This is a genomic window from Gracilibacillus xinjiangensis (assembly GCF_042651765.1).
In the GTDB taxonomy this organism is placed as follows: Bacteria; Bacillota; Bacilli; order Bacillales; family Amphibacillaceae; genus Gracilibacillus; species Gracilibacillus xinjiangensis.
The window spans coordinates 148,568-163,740 of record NZ_JBHSDT010000002.1 but is presented as its reverse complement, the minus strand read 5'-3'; the positions used below and the strand labels follow the sequence as shown (position 1 = coordinate 163,740).

Below are 15,173 nucleotides of genomic sequence, written 5' to 3'. Positions count from 1 at the left end.
ACTATTCAAATAGTTTTCCGGAAAAGCTGTTTAACAAAAGATGGGGGAGTAATGATGTTATCATCGACAACAGGTTATCTAATTTTACTTATTTTTGGTGTTTTCTTTACGGGCTTAACAATTATTATGCAAAAACGGAGAAAAGTAGCAATGACTGCAGAGCAATTTAGTACTGCTGGAAGAAGTGTAGGAATAGGATTGGCTAGTGCATCGATTATTGCTGCATGGACGTGGGCTGCCACATTAATGATGTCCTCATCAACTGGTTTTAAATATGGAATCAGTGGGCCGTATTGGTATGCGGCTGGTGCGTGTATTCAAGTGCTGTTATTTGCTATTGTAGCGATTCATTTAAAGCGTAAAGCACCACTGGCGCACACTTTTTTAGAGTTTGTCGGAAAAAGATTTGATAAGAAAAATCATAAATTAATGATGGGCTTCGCATTAATGACAAATATAATCGTTACAGCAATGGTTATTCTCGGTGGAGCGATTGCGCTTAATTCTCTAACAGGCATGAATGTGTATGTAGCAGCATTTTTAATTCCGCTAACATTTACTATTTATACAATGATAGGTGGACTTAAAGCTTCTTTTATCGCGGATTACTTGAACACTGTAATGATCTTCATTATCTTAACTATTTTTGCTGCGGTTGTCTATTTCAAATTTGGTATTGAATCTGTATATGAAGGCTTACGCTCTATACCAGAATCACAGCAAATGCTGACAATGGCGTCTATTCCTGGCTTATTTTTTGGAATGATAAATATTATTGGTAATTTTGGAACAGTCTTTGTTGACCAGTCTTATTGGCAACGTGCTATTGCAAGTAAAGATAGTGCTGCTTCCAAAGCTTATATCTATGGAGGAATTGCATGGTTTGCTATTCCATTCGCAATCGCGACATTCTTGGGTGTAAGTGCAGCAGGTCTTGGTTTAAATATTGGTGATCCAGATGCATCTGCTCCTTTAATGGCAGAATATTTATTAGGTTCCGTTGGTTCAATTTTATTCCTAGTAATGTTATTTATGGCTGTTATGTCAACAGGAGCAGCGGAACTGACAGCTATCACGAATATTATTGTTACCGATATTTACCGCCAGTCAATTAATCCGAAGGCATCAGGGAAACAGACACTAAAAGTTTCTCGTATCGTTACTTTAAGTTTTGGTTTAGGTATGGGATTACTGTCGATTCTATTATTTAAAATGGGGATTGGCTTAGGTTTTGTTTATATGGCAATGGGCATTTTCGTCAGTGGTGCTGTTATTCCATTGACAATTGGACTTATGTGGAAGAGAGCGACAAATACGGGTTGTTTCTATGGAGCAATTTTAGGGATGCTTTCTGGTATTACTGTTTGGTTATTGACTGCATCGCTCAAATATGGAGAAATAAGTGTGAGTACTTTAGGTGAGTTACATTCAATGCTTTATGGAAATGTGACAGTGTTTGTTGTTAGTGGTGCCATAGCTATTGGCCATGCGTTGATTAGCAATGAGGTATTTGATTTTGATTCATTAAAAGACAAGTTTCACAGCTTTGATGAAGAAGAAAAGGAACAGGTGAAGTCAGAGGTTAGAGAGGATGCTGTATAATGGAAGATTCCAAATTGATTAGAGATGCGAAACTTTGTACAAGATGGGCACTTGGTTTAACCTTTATTCTGATCATATTATTTCCAAGTATTATGTTCATAACAGGCTATACGTATAGTTTAACTTTTTTTAAAGGATGGACTTTACTTGCAGTTGTTTGGCTAATTGTTGCCGGTCTGTACACTACCATTCGCCCATTGGTGGAGTATTATTTGGAAAGGAAAACGGATGTATAATTGAGACTGGGACAAAAATATTTCTTATGAATCAATCTGGATCGATTTTTCTCGATAAAAATCTGTCCAGATTATTTATTTGTGGAAAGCAGATTCTTCATCGTTCCTTGTAAATATGCGGACCAAAGCATGCTTGGTATCGTATTCTTTGGTCGTGCACGGCGATCTGCTTTCTGATAAAATCCATAACATCAAAACCAAGGGGAGAGAGTGAAGTTATGCAGTTAAGAAAGCATCATACCATCAAAACCAAGGGATGTGAGTGAGGTTATGCAGTTAAGAAAGCATCATACCATCAAAATCAGGGGATGTGAGTGAGGTTATGCAGTTAAGAAAGCATCATACCATCAAAATCAGGGAATGTGAGTGAGGTTATGCAGTTAAGAAAGCATCATACCATCAAAATCAGGGGATGTGAGTGAAGTTATGCAGTTAAGAAAGCATCATAACATCAAAACCAGGGGGGAAGAGTGAAGTTATGCAGTTAAGAAAGCATCATAACATCAAAACCCAGGGGTGAGAGTGAAGTTAAACAGTTAGGAAAGCGCCATGGCCATCAAAACTGGGAGTTATGTTAGCTAAGAAAAAATTTTCTGCAATTTAACTAAACGGAAGTGCCTTCAAACAGTTCGGTTTTTAATTCGCTTCTTTGACTTTTAAAAAAAGATGGATCAATGACTGACTGTGTATGCTGTCCCAGCCTCATGTTTCTTCGCTGTGAAATGGTAGTATATTCAGCTCATGCATTAGCCCTCAGACTTCTAAGAAGATTAGAACGGTTTACTAATCATAAGAAGAATGACAATAATTAATAAGCTGTTTTCAACATATTCTACTTTTAATAATTTTTGAACATTTGTTTCATAGTTATCTGGTACTTTACTTAATGTTTGATCCTCGAGCATTTGTTTAATTGGTTTTGAGTACTTTTTTAATAGAGTTGGTCCTAAACCGAGTGCAGTGAAGAAGACGATCATACTTGTTATGTACCAGCCTTGTTGAAATAGATATGGTCTTAATATACCCATTAATAGTCCTGTTATCAGTACTAAGGTACCACCGATCATGGCAAAGTGATGTATCTTTTTCTTTAATGCAAACGCATATCGAATCTCATCGATGGTGTGGGAAGACTTAACTATGGTAGTCAGAATAAATCCTGGACCTATACCAACAATAGCGGAAAAGACATGAATCACTACTAACCAAGTATAGAGTGATTGCATTTTATCACCTTCTAACGATTATTATTGTTTGGGATTAAATATATCGATACCAAATGCGGTTAAAAGTCCAAATATGACAGACCAGCATCCGATGCTTATTGTTGACCACAGCAATGTTGCTTTCTTTGTTGCACCCAGTGTCATTCCGATAAATGCAGCAATGTGTGAACCAATTAATATTGGCCCGAGCATTATCATTCCAGGTAGTCCATACTTATTCCAAAACATTTTCGCACGTTCTGAACGTTTTGACTGTTTTCTTTCTCTTCGCTTATTGAGCAAATTCTTCATTTTATCATAAGCAAATATTAGTGGAATTATCGTGACCATGTTTCCGGTAAAAGCAAGTGAAATAACAATGATTGGATGTAAGCCTTTAATAATGCCAAGTGGTATGACGATGGCAATTTCAAACCATGGTATAGCAGCGCCTAAAAAAACGAGCAAGTATTCCATCATATAAATCTCCTTATATGTCTTATTGTTTATTATAATATAGAGTTAAGGGATTAACCAATTAATCATTTTCAGTAATACGTAAGTTTTTCGAACTGGTTTAAATATGTAAAAAGAATGATGCACAAATTATATGCATCATTCTTCGCTTATCTTTAGTAAGTTTTTAGGAGACTACTGCAACTTCACTTATTAATCGATCACAAAATTTCTCACAACGAATAATGTCTTCGTCTTGTGGAGTCAACTCTACTTTTAATGTGACAGCTAAATTGGTATGAACGTAAAGCATGTCACGGAATAAATCGACTGCCCCGCAATAGTAAGGGTAGAAACTATCACCAGTTCCGAAAACGCCTGTTGCCAGTTTTTTTACATCTTCTGTTTCGAAAGCTTCATATACTTCTTCCATTTCGAGCGGTATTTCACCATTATCCCAAGAGTACGTGCCTACTGCCATAATGTCATATTCATGAAAGTGGTGCTTATGGAATTCCTCCACTGGAATTAGATCTGCCGTTATCCCTTTTTCTTCCATTTTTTCATGGATAAGCTCAGCCAGTGCTGACGTATTTCCAGTAATAGATGTATATATAATGGCCGCTTTCATCGTTTCTACCTCCTATTAATTGCTTCCAAAACTTTACTTACAATTCGTCAAAACCATTGGATGAGGATACTTTGGTATAGGTGCGTGATTTCTGTTCAAAGAAGTCTGATTTCGTTTCATTCATCATTTCATCACTGAATACATGAATCCATTCCATTGGATTGTCACGTTCGGGATAATAATTATCTAAACCAATTTGCCGGAATCGTTTATTTGCTAAATATTCTACATATCCATGGAATTCTTCTAAATCAATACCTTCTATATCTTTTAAAATATAATCGGCCCATTCTTTTTCCAGTTGTACTGCCTGATCAATTGTATTATATACGAATTGAATGTTTTCTTCTGTATTCAATTCTGGATTCTCCGTTAATAGAATTCGTACAAATTGTGATACGAAGTAAGCGTGTTGCATTTCATCACGTTGAATATAACTGATCATCGTACTTGTTTTTAACATTTTTTGCTGACGAGCCAAATGATAGAAGAAGGCGAACCCGGCATAGAAGTAAATTCCTTCTAAATTAATCGAGTTAATTGCTAATTCAAATAAACGTTGAGGTGTCGGATTCTCACGGAATGATTCATAACTATCCAGAATTAACTGATTCCGTTTTCGGACGATTGGATCCTCTTTCGCTTGGTCAAAACGTTCGTTTTGCTCACGTAATGGAACTAGTGAACTTAAAATATAGGAATAAGATTCATTATGAACAGCTTCTTGTTGAGCTATAACGGCGAATATTGCCTTAAAGCTGGAATCTGTAACATAATCCATAACATGTGTCATTGTAGGTGTTTGCAGACTATCTAAAGATGCAAGTTGTGTATTGATTCTTAAAAAGATATCTTTTTCTGTTTCTGTTAAATGATCCCACTGCTTAATATCGTCTTGCATATTGATTTCCTGAGCTTTCCAGAAGTTCGCAAGTAATGTTTGGTATAAATCATACATTTGTGAATATGCAATATCGTTCCAATTTAATAACCCGGAAGATTCTCCGTTAATAATACCTGTAGCTTTGTTTGGGTAGGTGGGATTTAATAATTTAATTTTTGAAAGCGGTTGGTTGATATCAGACATAATGTTGCCTCCTTGACTTTATGTTAAATGAAAAATGTATGTAGATGGCCTCCCTGTATAGGAAAAGCAATGCCATAACAATTAGCTATGGCATGCTTCACATTCTTCAATTTCTGTTTGAGACGTACTGCGAACATAATAAGTTGTTTTTAGTCGGTTTTCCCATGCAGTGATGTGTAGATTTAATAAGTCCTTTGCTTTAATATCGTGACGAACATAGAAGTTAAAGCTAATTGCTTGGTCAATATGGCGTTGTCTTTTTGAATTTTGCTTGATGCTCCATACTTGATCTAATTCATGACGAGCACGTCGGTAATAATTATAAGTTACATGGTCTAAGTCTGGTGCAGTTACTTTAAATTTAAAGTTTTTCTTCTCTTCTGCAAATTCTACGGCGTATAGTGGGTCAATTCCATCTGTGGAACCACCGATTTTTGCTGTAGAAGAGTTTGGAGCAACAGCCATTAGCCAGCCATTACGAATACCGTTTGTTTTTACCTCTTCTCTTAGTTCATTCCAACGATCAGATTTGTATTCTCGGCGGTCGAAATAAATCCCTGTATGCCATTCTGATCCTTCGAATTCAGAGTAAGCACCTTTTTCTTTTGCTAATTCCATCGATGCTTTAATAGTGTAATAGGCAATATCTTCATACACTTTATCAGCATAATTAACAGCCTCTTCTGATTCCCAATGAATACTCTCAAGTGCTAGTAAGTGGTGCCATCCAAATGTTCCCAACCCAACTGCGCGGTATTTTTTATTAGTAACTTGGGCTTGTCCTACACTAATAGTGTTAAGATCAATAACATTATCAAGCATACGAACCTGAATGTTGATAAGACGTTCCAAAACTTCAGCACGAACTGCATTCGGTAAATTTACCGAAGATAAGTTACATACAACAAAATCACCAGGTTTACGAACAATTACAATATTGCCATCTTCGTCTTGATATTCTTTTGAGATTGTTGTTGGTGACATATTTTGAGCAATTTCTGTACAAAGATTACTGCAATAGATAGAAGTTTTCCCAAGGCCGCGTTTATGTTTGTTTGGATTTTGACGATTTACTTCATCACGATAGAACATGTATGGTGTACCTGTTTCTAATTGGGCAACCATAATACGTGCCATAATGTCCATTGCACGGTATGTTTTTCTTGGAAGTAGCGGATGATTGACAGCTTCCCAATATTTTTCGGTGAAGTATTTTTCGTTTTCTTCATCATAGAAGTCTTCTAAGCCTAATGGATTTCCATTTTCATCTTTCCAGCCCATTGTTTGTTTCACCTGGTGTGGACAGAATGTATGCCATTCCCCAATACTTTTTCCATTAGCGTCTGTTTCTTGTAATTGTTCCATAAATAAGTCAGGAATAGAAACACCAGTAAAAATATCGTGAGCTTTACGACGTTCGTCACCATTATTTGTTTTTAAATCAAGGAAACCGTTCATTATATCCTTATGGAAGACGTCTAGATAAATGGCAACAGCCCCTTGACGTTGACCAAGTTGATCGACACTTACTGCTGTATCGTTAACCAGACGAATCCATGGCACAACACCTGATGAGTTCCCTTTAAATTTCTTAATATCTGAACCTAATGCACGGACTTTTCCGTAGTATATTCCAATACCACCACCGTCTTTACTTAAACGTGCAATATCCCAGTTATTAAGATAAATTCCGTCTAATGAGTCATCAACCGTATCGATGAAACATGATGATAGCTGACCGTAGCTTTTCCCGGCGTTTGACAATGTTGGTGTAGCAACAGTCATATATAAGTGGCTTAATGCCCAATAGGCTTCTTTTACAAGTTCTAATCGTTTTTCTTTTATTTCATTTTGCATTAATGTCATTGCGATAATCATAAATCGTTCTTGAGGCAATTCATATAAATTACGGTCATGATCACGTGCAAGATATCTGTCTGCAAGTAAGAAAAGACCGATATAATTAAATAGTTCGTCACGCTCAGGCGCAATCACTTTTTCTAATTGATTAATTTCTTCTTGAGAATAGTTAGCTAATAGATCTGGGGTGTAAATTCCTTTTTCTGTGAGTGTCTCAATTAATTGATGTAAATTTCCATATTTATTGTTTGGATTATAATTACGGTTATTGGCTGCTTCTTCATACAATTGGGTTAAATGGAAATGAGCAGCAACAAAGGTCCATTTTGGTTGATCCATGGAGATTCGATTTAATGCATAAAATAGTGCTTCTTGTGTTGCTTCAGGCTGCGTTTTTGTTGAAGCTTCGATTTTTCTTTGGATTTCTGCAGTATCTAGGCCATATTTGTCTGCAGCTATCTTCAACGCTTCTGTTACACTTTGTTTAATTGATTCTACTTCTGTTGTCATGTAAAAACCTCCATTACATAATAAAAGCGCCCTTTTCTTAGAGCGGTTGGTGCTGTGATAATTTGTGGGTAATATCTAAATAAATACAATATATTGATTTTTTGAATGCTATTATAACTATATATTGTATTGTAACTTATTTTTCGTATGATTACAATAAAAAATATGAGCTGATTTTTTTGAGAAATAAACCAGCTCTATGTATTTAAAAGTTAGTGCAGCGTTATTTATTATAACGATGAGGGAGAATACAAACAAGTTATATGACCAAAAAATATGTAAAAAGTATAAATAAATTATCTATTACAAAATAGGATAAACTTTCTCAAAATAAGAGATAAAATAAATAAAAAAAGTAAGGCTGTTTAGCCCTACTTTTTATACTGAATTGCATGCAATCTGGCGAAGATACCATTTTTAGTCAGCAATTCCTCATATGTTCCTTCTTCTTCAATCCCGTCTTTCGTAACAACGATCACCCGGTCAGCATTACGAATTGTCGCAAGACGGTGGGCAATGACTAGTGTTGTCCGATTTGCTGACAGTTCATCTAAAGATTTTTGAATAAGACGTTCTGTTTCCGTATCGAGTGCGGAAGTCGCTTCATCCAGAATCAAGATTGGCGGATTCTTTAAGAAAGTACGAGCAATAGCGAGCCTCTGTTTCTGGCCACCTGAAAGCTTTAAACCACGTTCTCCTATCTGGGTATTATAACCATCAGGAAGTGCGGCAATAACTTCATCTAAGTGTGCTTTCTTGGCAGCTTCTATAATTTCTTCATCTGTTGCACTCAACCTACCATAAGCTATATTTTCTTTAATTGTCCCAGTAAATAAAAATACATCTTGTTGTACAATTCCAATTTGGGATCTTAATGATTGTATCGTCATATCCCGTATATCCATCTGATCGATTGTAATTGAACCATTATCTATATCGTAAAAGCGAGGAATTAACGAACAGATGGTTGTTTTGCCAGCTCCAGAAGGACCAACGAATGCAACAGTTTCACCAGGCTTTATCTTTAAATTAATATTATTTAAAACGGCATGATAACGATCATATGAAAAATCAACCTGATGGAATTGGATGTTGCCTTGCAGCTTGTCTACTTTCATAGCATCTGGCTTATCTTTAATTTCAGGCTCTTTGGCAATTAACTCACGAAAACGTCTAAATCCGGCCATCCCTTTAGGGTATAACTCTAATAGTGCACTTACTTTTTCAATTGGACGAATGAGAACATTTGTGTATAAAACAAAACTTACTAGTTCTCCATATTGTAATTCATCATTGAAGACGTACCATGCTCCAACGACAAGCACAACGAGTGTTAGCAAACGGGTCATCATATATATACTTGAATGGGTACCGGACATAACGCGATAAGCATTTATCTTCTCTTTTCGGAATAAACCATTATCTTTCCGGAATCGTTTAATTTCGAATTCCTCATTAGTAAAGGACTGTACGACACGTACACCTGATACTGCATCCTCTACCCGTGCATTAACATCTGCAATTTTTCCATACATATTTCGCCATGCACGGTTCATTGCATAATTACAATAAGTAACAAGCACGATTAGAAGCGGAACCATGACAAGGGCAATGAGCGCTAATGATGGGTTAACAGTAAACATAATCCAAAATGCCCCAGTAAATGTCATCAATACGATAAAAGCATCCTCGGGACCATGGTGGGCCAGTTCTCCAATATCGAATAGATCGTTTGTAATTCTGCTCATAATATGACCTGTTTTCGTATTGTCGAAGAAGCGAAATGATTGGCGTTGAACATGGGTAAACAATTGTTCACGCATATCTGTTTCGATGTTAATACCGAGTTTGTGACCGAGATAACTGACGATATATTGCAGAAATGTACTTAAGAGATATACCGCAAATAATATAACACAAACAGTAATAATGACATTCCAATCTCTATCAGGTAATAATTCATCAATTAGCCACTGTACTGCAAGGGGAAAAGCAAGTTCTAATATTGCTACAAAGACAGCACTGCTAAAATCGATAATAAACAGTCGTTTGTGTGGCTTATAATAGGAAAAAAACTGTTTTAACATAGTCTAAATACTCCTTACTTTATTTGATTAACATATTATAGCAGATAAGTTTATAAAAATAAAAAACAGTGGAAGAGTTAGAGCTCCACTGTTTCTATACTTCAGTTACTCAGTTAGCTGGTAATGATTAAAAGGAAAAATTGATGCATCGAGGAGGAATGTCGGCTGCCAAGTATGAGAGAATTAAGATCTACGCCTCATGAACTTGGGGGAGTACCATTTTTTCTTCATTAATACACCTTGAGAGGGACTGAATAATAATGCCATTAAGAAAAAGACACCAGTCATTGAAGCCATTGCTCCTGAAATGGACACGTTATACATGGAGGCAATAAAATAGCCAAAGATTGCTGATGAGATACCAATTATCCCACTCCATACCAGCACATCGATGAATTTATCTGATAGTAAATAGGCGGTTGCTCCTGGAACAATCAGCATGGCTACAACTAAAATTGCACCAACACTGTCAAAGGAAGCAACAGTGGAAAGTGATACCATTGACATCAGTAAATAATGAATATAACCAACAGGGATCCCAATTAGTTTGGCATAATTTGAATCAAATGTAGAAATCTTAAGCTCTCGATAAAAAAGTATAATGATCAGGATATTAATCACTAGAACAATGCTAAGCATCCATACAGCGACAGGTCCTAATGTGTATTTACCCAAGCTCAATGTATTCCATGGTACAAATGTGATCTCTCCCATTAACGCATGTTTTACATCTATGTGGACTTGTTTTCCAATCAAAGAAATGAGAACAACTCCTATGGCAAACAATGAGGTGAAAACAACACCAATAGCTGCATCAGAAGGGATTCCTGTTCGATGCAATGACTCAATGAAGATTGCAGTAAATAATCCGATAATTAATGCACCAACTAACATCGGGATTCCAGATAATGATTGAGTGACAAGGAATGCTAATACAATTCCAAGCAAGACTGTATGACTGATAGCATCAGAAATCATCGACATTTTACGTAGAACTAAAATAGAGCCACTTACACCACAGGTTAATCCAACTAGACTGCCGGTAATCAAGATCCAGGTTGTATATAAAGTCATGTGATCAACCTCCTTATCAAGGCTCGGTTCTGTATGCCGAATAGCAAGGAAAATAAGAAGAGCGAAGTAGCTGCAAGTACAATCATAGGCCCTGTCGGAAGCTTATAGTATATCGTACTGAAAAGGGTCCCAATCAAACCGGAGAAAGCACCAAATATTCCTGAAATCATAACCATTCTTAATAATTGTTCCGTCCAATAACGAGCTGCCAGTGCAGGAATAATTAATAGTGCTACAATTAGAACAACCCCGACCATTTGTATACCGATAATAATTACACCAACTACTAAAGAAAATAACAGACCATTAATAAAAGTAACAGGTATGCCTACACCTTTCGAGTAGGCGTAATCAAATGTAGTAAATTTAAACTCACGAAAACAAATGAAAGTAATTCCTAAAACGAGTATTGTGACAATTGCAATCGTTAGAACATCACTCCTGATAATGGACGCAGCCTGACCGAAGATAAATGAATGTATTCCAGCTTGGTTACCAGTCATGTTCTGCTGAATAAAGGTTAGTAAAACAATCCCGAACCCGAAAAATACCGACAGAATCACACCGATCGCGGCATCGGACTTTAATTTCGTCTTCTTTTCAATATACTGAATTGAAAAAGTTGCTATTAAACTGGTAATAGTAGCACCAATTAATAAAACAGGAAGAGATTTCGATTGAAACAATATATACATAAGAGCAACACCCGGTAATGTGGCGTGTGCCATTCCATCACTTATCAGACTTTGTTTCTTCAGCAAGACGAAGCAGCCGACAACGCCTGCAGAAAAACCCAGCAGGAGGCTGCCGAGAGCTACCCATCTAAAGTTGGGACTGCTCCATAGCATTATCAACTCTTCCATCATTGATCATTCCCCGCCATCGATATATCGGGAAAAACCGTTAACTTTCCACCATATGCTTTTTGAATATTGTTCACATGAAATATTTCATCTGTCTTCCCACAACCTATTGTTTTTATATTTAACAACAATACATGGTCGAAATATTCTTTTACAGTTTGTAAGTCATGATGGACAACAATAACGGTTTTTCCTTCTTGTTTCCATTTTTTCATTAAATCAATCATAACTTTTTCTGTTGCTGCATCAACACCAGCAAATGGTTCATCCATAAAGTAGATTGGTGTATCTTGCGCAAGTGCTCTTGCAAGAAATACACGCTGTTGTTGGCCGCCGGATAATTGACTGATTTGACGGTATGCGAAGTCTTCCATTCCGATTGATGATAAATGGTGGAGAGCCAACTCTTTATCTTTTTTAGAGATAGGCCGAATTTTTTTGAAATATTGATATCTTCCCATTAATACAACATCTAAAGCGTGGATGGGGAAATCCCAATCCACCTCACTGCGCTGTGGAACATAACCAATCATTTTTCGCTCTGAGTGAACAGGCTTATCATACAGGAGTATATTTCCAGACAAGATTGGTACAAGTCCTAAAATTGCTTTCATGAATGTTGATTTTCCTGCACCATTAGGTCCGATAATCCCTGTCATTGATCCTGTCGGAACTTGGAAATAGACATTATCCAAAGCCAATTGCTTATTATATTGCACACTTAATCCATTTACTGTAATTGCATGCATATTCATCTACCTTTCCTTATTTTAGTGTTTCAACAATTGTGTTGATGTTGTGTCTCAACATGCCGATATAAGTACCTTCTTCTGTCCCTTCTTCACCCATCGCATCTGAAAACAATTCTCCGCCGATTTCTACCATCTGTCCTTTTTCTTTTGCCCCTTCTATAACAGCCTGAATTGAGCGATCCGATATACTGCTTTCTACAAAGACTCCTTTAATATTCCGGTCCATAAGTAGTTGAACAATGTTATTAATATCGCTGGTACTGTAATCAGATTCTGTACTTAATCCTTGAAGTCCAACCACTTCAAAGCCATATTTTTCTCCAAAGTAATGAAAAGCATCGTGGGCTGTGACTAAAACTCGACTCTCTTCAGGAATTTGCTCAATTGAGTCCAATATATATTCTTCGGTAGCTTGTAATTCATTTAGGTACACCTCAGCATTCTTTTCATAACTCTTTTTGTTCTCACTGTCTAATTCAATCAATTCATCTCGAACAGTTGTAACGACATCTTGCCATAATGTCACATCAAACCAAACATGTGGATCAAATATGTTTGGATTTTCCGGATCAGACAGCAGTTTACTCTCTTCAATTGATTCAGCAACAGCGATCGCTGGTTTTTCTTTTTCCATCTGTTCAAACACTTGATACATTTGCCCTTCTAAATGTAACCCGTTGTAAAAGATAATTTCAGCATTATCTAATTTTTCGATATCACCTTGTACAGCGTTGTATAAATGTGGATCGATTCCAGGTCCCATTAAACTTTCTACTTCCACATGATCGCCACCAACGTTTTCTACGACATCTGCTATTTGGGCGATTGTAGTTACGACAAGAACAGGAGAGTCTGTTTCATTACTTGTATCACCATTCGTATTACTTACTGCATCACTGTCTGAACAAGCTGTTAGAAGGAAAACAGATAACAAACTTAACAATATCCATTTTTGCATTGCTTAATCACTCCTAAAAAAGTTTTATTAGGGAAACTTATGTGTTAAAAAAAAATAAACCGAATCAAATAATGTTTCCTTAGTCTAAATTATATGCGTGTGTGAAAGAATGTCAATAACTTCTTTTGTAGAAAAATGTCATTTGAAACCCATTCAGATTTCGCTGTTACAGGCCAGAATAAAAAATGCAGAGGGCAGACAATAATTGGAGTAAAATTATCGAAAATATTAGAAAAAGACTATAGACTTGTAAAAAAATATAGTGTATGATACAAAACATAAATGATATGGGAACGATTCCATTAATCATCTATTTTTTTACAATATTTTGTGGGAACGATCTCATAATTACTGGATATATTGTTCAATTCAATAGTCGCAGTAAAAGATAATATTTTATGTGGAATCGATTCCCTATATTTAAGGAGGTTCTAAATATGATGAATAATGAAGAAATAGCAAAACAAGTCGTTCATTCGATTGGAGGTAAAGAGAATATTCAGTCAGTTGCTCATTGTGCAACTAGGCTAAGAATTGTTGTGAACAACCGAGACAAGATCGACGAGGAGAAGGTAGAACAGATTGATAAAGTTAAAGGAGCCTTTTTTAATTCAGGACAATACCAGATTATTTTCGGTACTGGTACGGTTAACCGAATTTATGAAGCGATTGAGAGTATTGGGGTTTCAGAAAGTAGAGAAACTGATGTGAAAGAGAATACAAAAAAGGAAGGCTCTAAATTACAACGTGCTATTCGAACATTTGGTGATGTCTTTGTCCCTATCATACCTGTACTTGTTGCGACAGGTTTATTCATGGGGTTAAGAGGGCTTGTAACACATGAACAAATACTGGCCTTATTCGGTATGACTCCAGATAATATTTCTGATAATTTTCTTTTATTCACAGAAGTCTTGACAGATACAGCCTTCGTTTTCTTACCGGCACTTGTGGCATGGTCTACATTTCGTGTGTTTGGAGGTACGCCGGTTATTGGTTTAGTACTTGGTTTGATGCTTGTATCACCATCATTGCCAAATGCCTGGAATGTAGCAGATGGAGGCGTGGATCCCATTAATTTCTTTGGTTTTATCCCGGTGATTGGCTACCAGGGTTCGGTACTGCCAGCCTTTTTTGCTGGACTGGTTGGTGCAAAGGTTGAGAAATTCTTCCGTAAACGTGTACCGGAAGCATTAGATCTCATTCTGACACCGTTCCTAGTATTACTCATAATGATCATTCTATCATTATTTGCTTTAGGACCAGTGTTGCACATAGTGGAAAATTGGATTTTTGAAGGAACAATTGCCATATTAGAGTTACCGTTTGGGTTAAGTGGTCTTATTATTGGATTTTTGCATCAAGTAATCGTGATCACTGGTGTTCATCATATTTTTAATTTGTTAGAAATTCAATTATTAGAAAATTTAAGTTTCAACCCATTTAATCCTCTAATATCAGCAGCGATTGCAGCACAGGGTGGAGCAACTCTTGCAGTAGGTTTAAAAGCAAAATCAAAAAAAATGAAAGCATTAGCATTACCTTCATCCTTTTCTGCATTTCTAGGAATTACTGAGCCTGCGATTTTCGGGGTGAATCTTCGTTATGGTAAACCATTTATTATGGGTTTAATAGGTGGAGGAGTAGGTGGATTTTTCGCTTCAATCTTTCAATTGAAAGCAACGGGAATGGCGGTAACTGCACTACCGGGTACGTTACTCTACTTAAATGATCAAATTCTAATCTACTTACTCGTAAATATTATATCAATAGCGACAGCCTTTTTGCTCACTTATTTCTTCGGGTATAAAGAAGAAAAGCAATCATAAATGGCAACAGATGAAGGGATGGC

The 15,173-nt window shown here is 36.5% G+C and carries 13 protein-coding genes; 3 read left to right on the top strand and 10 right to left on the bottom strand.

Annotated features, from left to right (window positions below; all coding sequences use genetic code 11):
• The first annotated feature begins 54 nt into the window (after positions 1-54).
• Both ACFOY7_RS02320 and ACFOY7_RS02315 read left to right on the top strand, forming a co-directional pair.
• Positions 55-1,602, top strand: coding sequence for a sodium:solute symporter family protein (locus tag ACFOY7_RS02320; protein WP_390249001.1), 1,548 nt, complete (start codon positions 55-57; stop codon positions 1,600-1,602).
• Positions 1,602-1,838 (top strand): hypothetical protein, encoded by a 237-nt coding sequence (locus ACFOY7_RS02315; RefSeq protein WP_390248999.1) that lies wholly within the window; start codon positions 1,602-1,604, stop codon positions 1,836-1,838. Before ACFOY7_RS02320 ends, ACFOY7_RS02315 begins: the two co-directional genes overlap by 1 nt.
• A gap of 770 nt (positions 1,839-2,608) precedes the next feature.
• Here ACFOY7_RS02315 and ACFOY7_RS02310 read toward each other — a convergent pair.
• From ACFOY7_RS02310 to ACFOY7_RS02265, 10 genes are all read right to left on the bottom strand, one after another.
• The gene (locus ACFOY7_RS02310) at positions 2,609-3,064 is read right to left on the bottom strand and encodes a DUF2269 family protein (RefSeq protein ID WP_390248997.1); all 456 of its coding nucleotides are present in this window, start codon (positions 3,062-3,064) and stop codon (positions 2,609-2,611) included.
• Between the two features lie 21 nt (positions 3,065-3,085).
• Positions 3,086-3,523, bottom strand: a complete 438-nt coding sequence (locus ACFOY7_RS02305; protein ID WP_390248995.1) for a small multi-drug export protein — start codon at positions 3,521-3,523, stop codon at positions 3,086-3,088.
• A 163-nt stretch (positions 3,524-3,686) separates the two neighbouring features.
• Positions 3,687-4,130 carry a flavodoxin domain-containing protein gene (locus tag ACFOY7_RS02300; protein WP_390248993.1) on the bottom strand — a complete coding sequence of 148 codons (444 nt, stop codon included), beginning with the start codon at positions 4,128-4,130 and terminating at the stop codon, positions 3,687-3,689.
• Between the two features lie 37 nt (positions 4,131-4,167).
• Positions 4,168-5,217 carry a ribonucleotide-diphosphate reductase subunit beta gene (locus ACFOY7_RS02295; protein WP_390248991.1) on the bottom strand — a complete coding sequence of 350 codons (1,050 nt, stop codon included), beginning with the start codon at positions 5,215-5,217 and terminating at the stop codon, positions 4,168-4,170.
• A gap of 81 nt (positions 5,218-5,298) precedes the next feature.
• Positions 5,299-7,587: a ribonucleoside-diphosphate reductase subunit alpha gene (locus ACFOY7_RS02290; RefSeq protein ID WP_390248989.1), complete on the bottom strand. Its 2,289-nt coding sequence runs from the start codon at positions 7,585-7,587 to the stop codon at positions 5,299-5,301.
• A 371-nt stretch (positions 7,588-7,958) separates the two neighbouring features.
• Positions 7,959-9,674: an ABC transporter ATP-binding protein gene (locus tag ACFOY7_RS02285; protein ID WP_390248987.1), complete on the bottom strand. Its 1,716-nt coding sequence runs from the start codon at positions 9,672-9,674 to the stop codon at positions 7,959-7,961.
• A gap of 183 nt (positions 9,675-9,857) precedes the next feature.
• On the bottom strand, positions 9,858-10,748 hold the full coding sequence (locus ACFOY7_RS02280; RefSeq protein ID WP_390248985.1) for a metal ABC transporter permease: 891 nt from the start codon (positions 10,746-10,748) through the stop codon (positions 9,858-9,860).
• Entirely contained in the window at positions 10,745-11,611 is an 867-nt protein-coding gene (locus ACFOY7_RS02275) for a metal ABC transporter permease (RefSeq protein ID WP_390248983.1), read from the bottom strand. Before ACFOY7_RS02275 ends, ACFOY7_RS02280 begins: the two co-directional genes overlap by 4 nt.
• Complete coding sequence (locus tag ACFOY7_RS02270; protein ID WP_390248981.1) at positions 11,611-12,360, bottom strand: metal ABC transporter ATP-binding protein; 750 nt, start codon at positions 12,358-12,360, stop codon at positions 11,611-11,613. The genes ACFOY7_RS02275 and ACFOY7_RS02270 overlap by 1 nt, the downstream gene beginning before the upstream one ends.
• A gap of 16 nt (positions 12,361-12,376) precedes the next feature.
• Positions 12,377-13,321, bottom strand: coding sequence for a metal ABC transporter solute-binding protein, Zn/Mn family (locus tag ACFOY7_RS02265; protein WP_390248979.1), 945 nt, complete (start codon positions 13,319-13,321; stop codon positions 12,377-12,379).
• Between the two features lie 437 nt (positions 13,322-13,758).
• Here ACFOY7_RS02265 and ACFOY7_RS02260 point away from each other — a divergent pair, with 437 nt between their 5' ends.
• Positions 13,759-15,150, top strand: a complete 1,392-nt coding sequence (locus tag ACFOY7_RS02260) for a sucrose-specific PTS transporter subunit IIBC (protein WP_390248977.1) — start codon at positions 13,759-13,761, stop codon at positions 15,148-15,150.
• Positions 15,151-15,173: the final 23 nt, after the last annotated feature.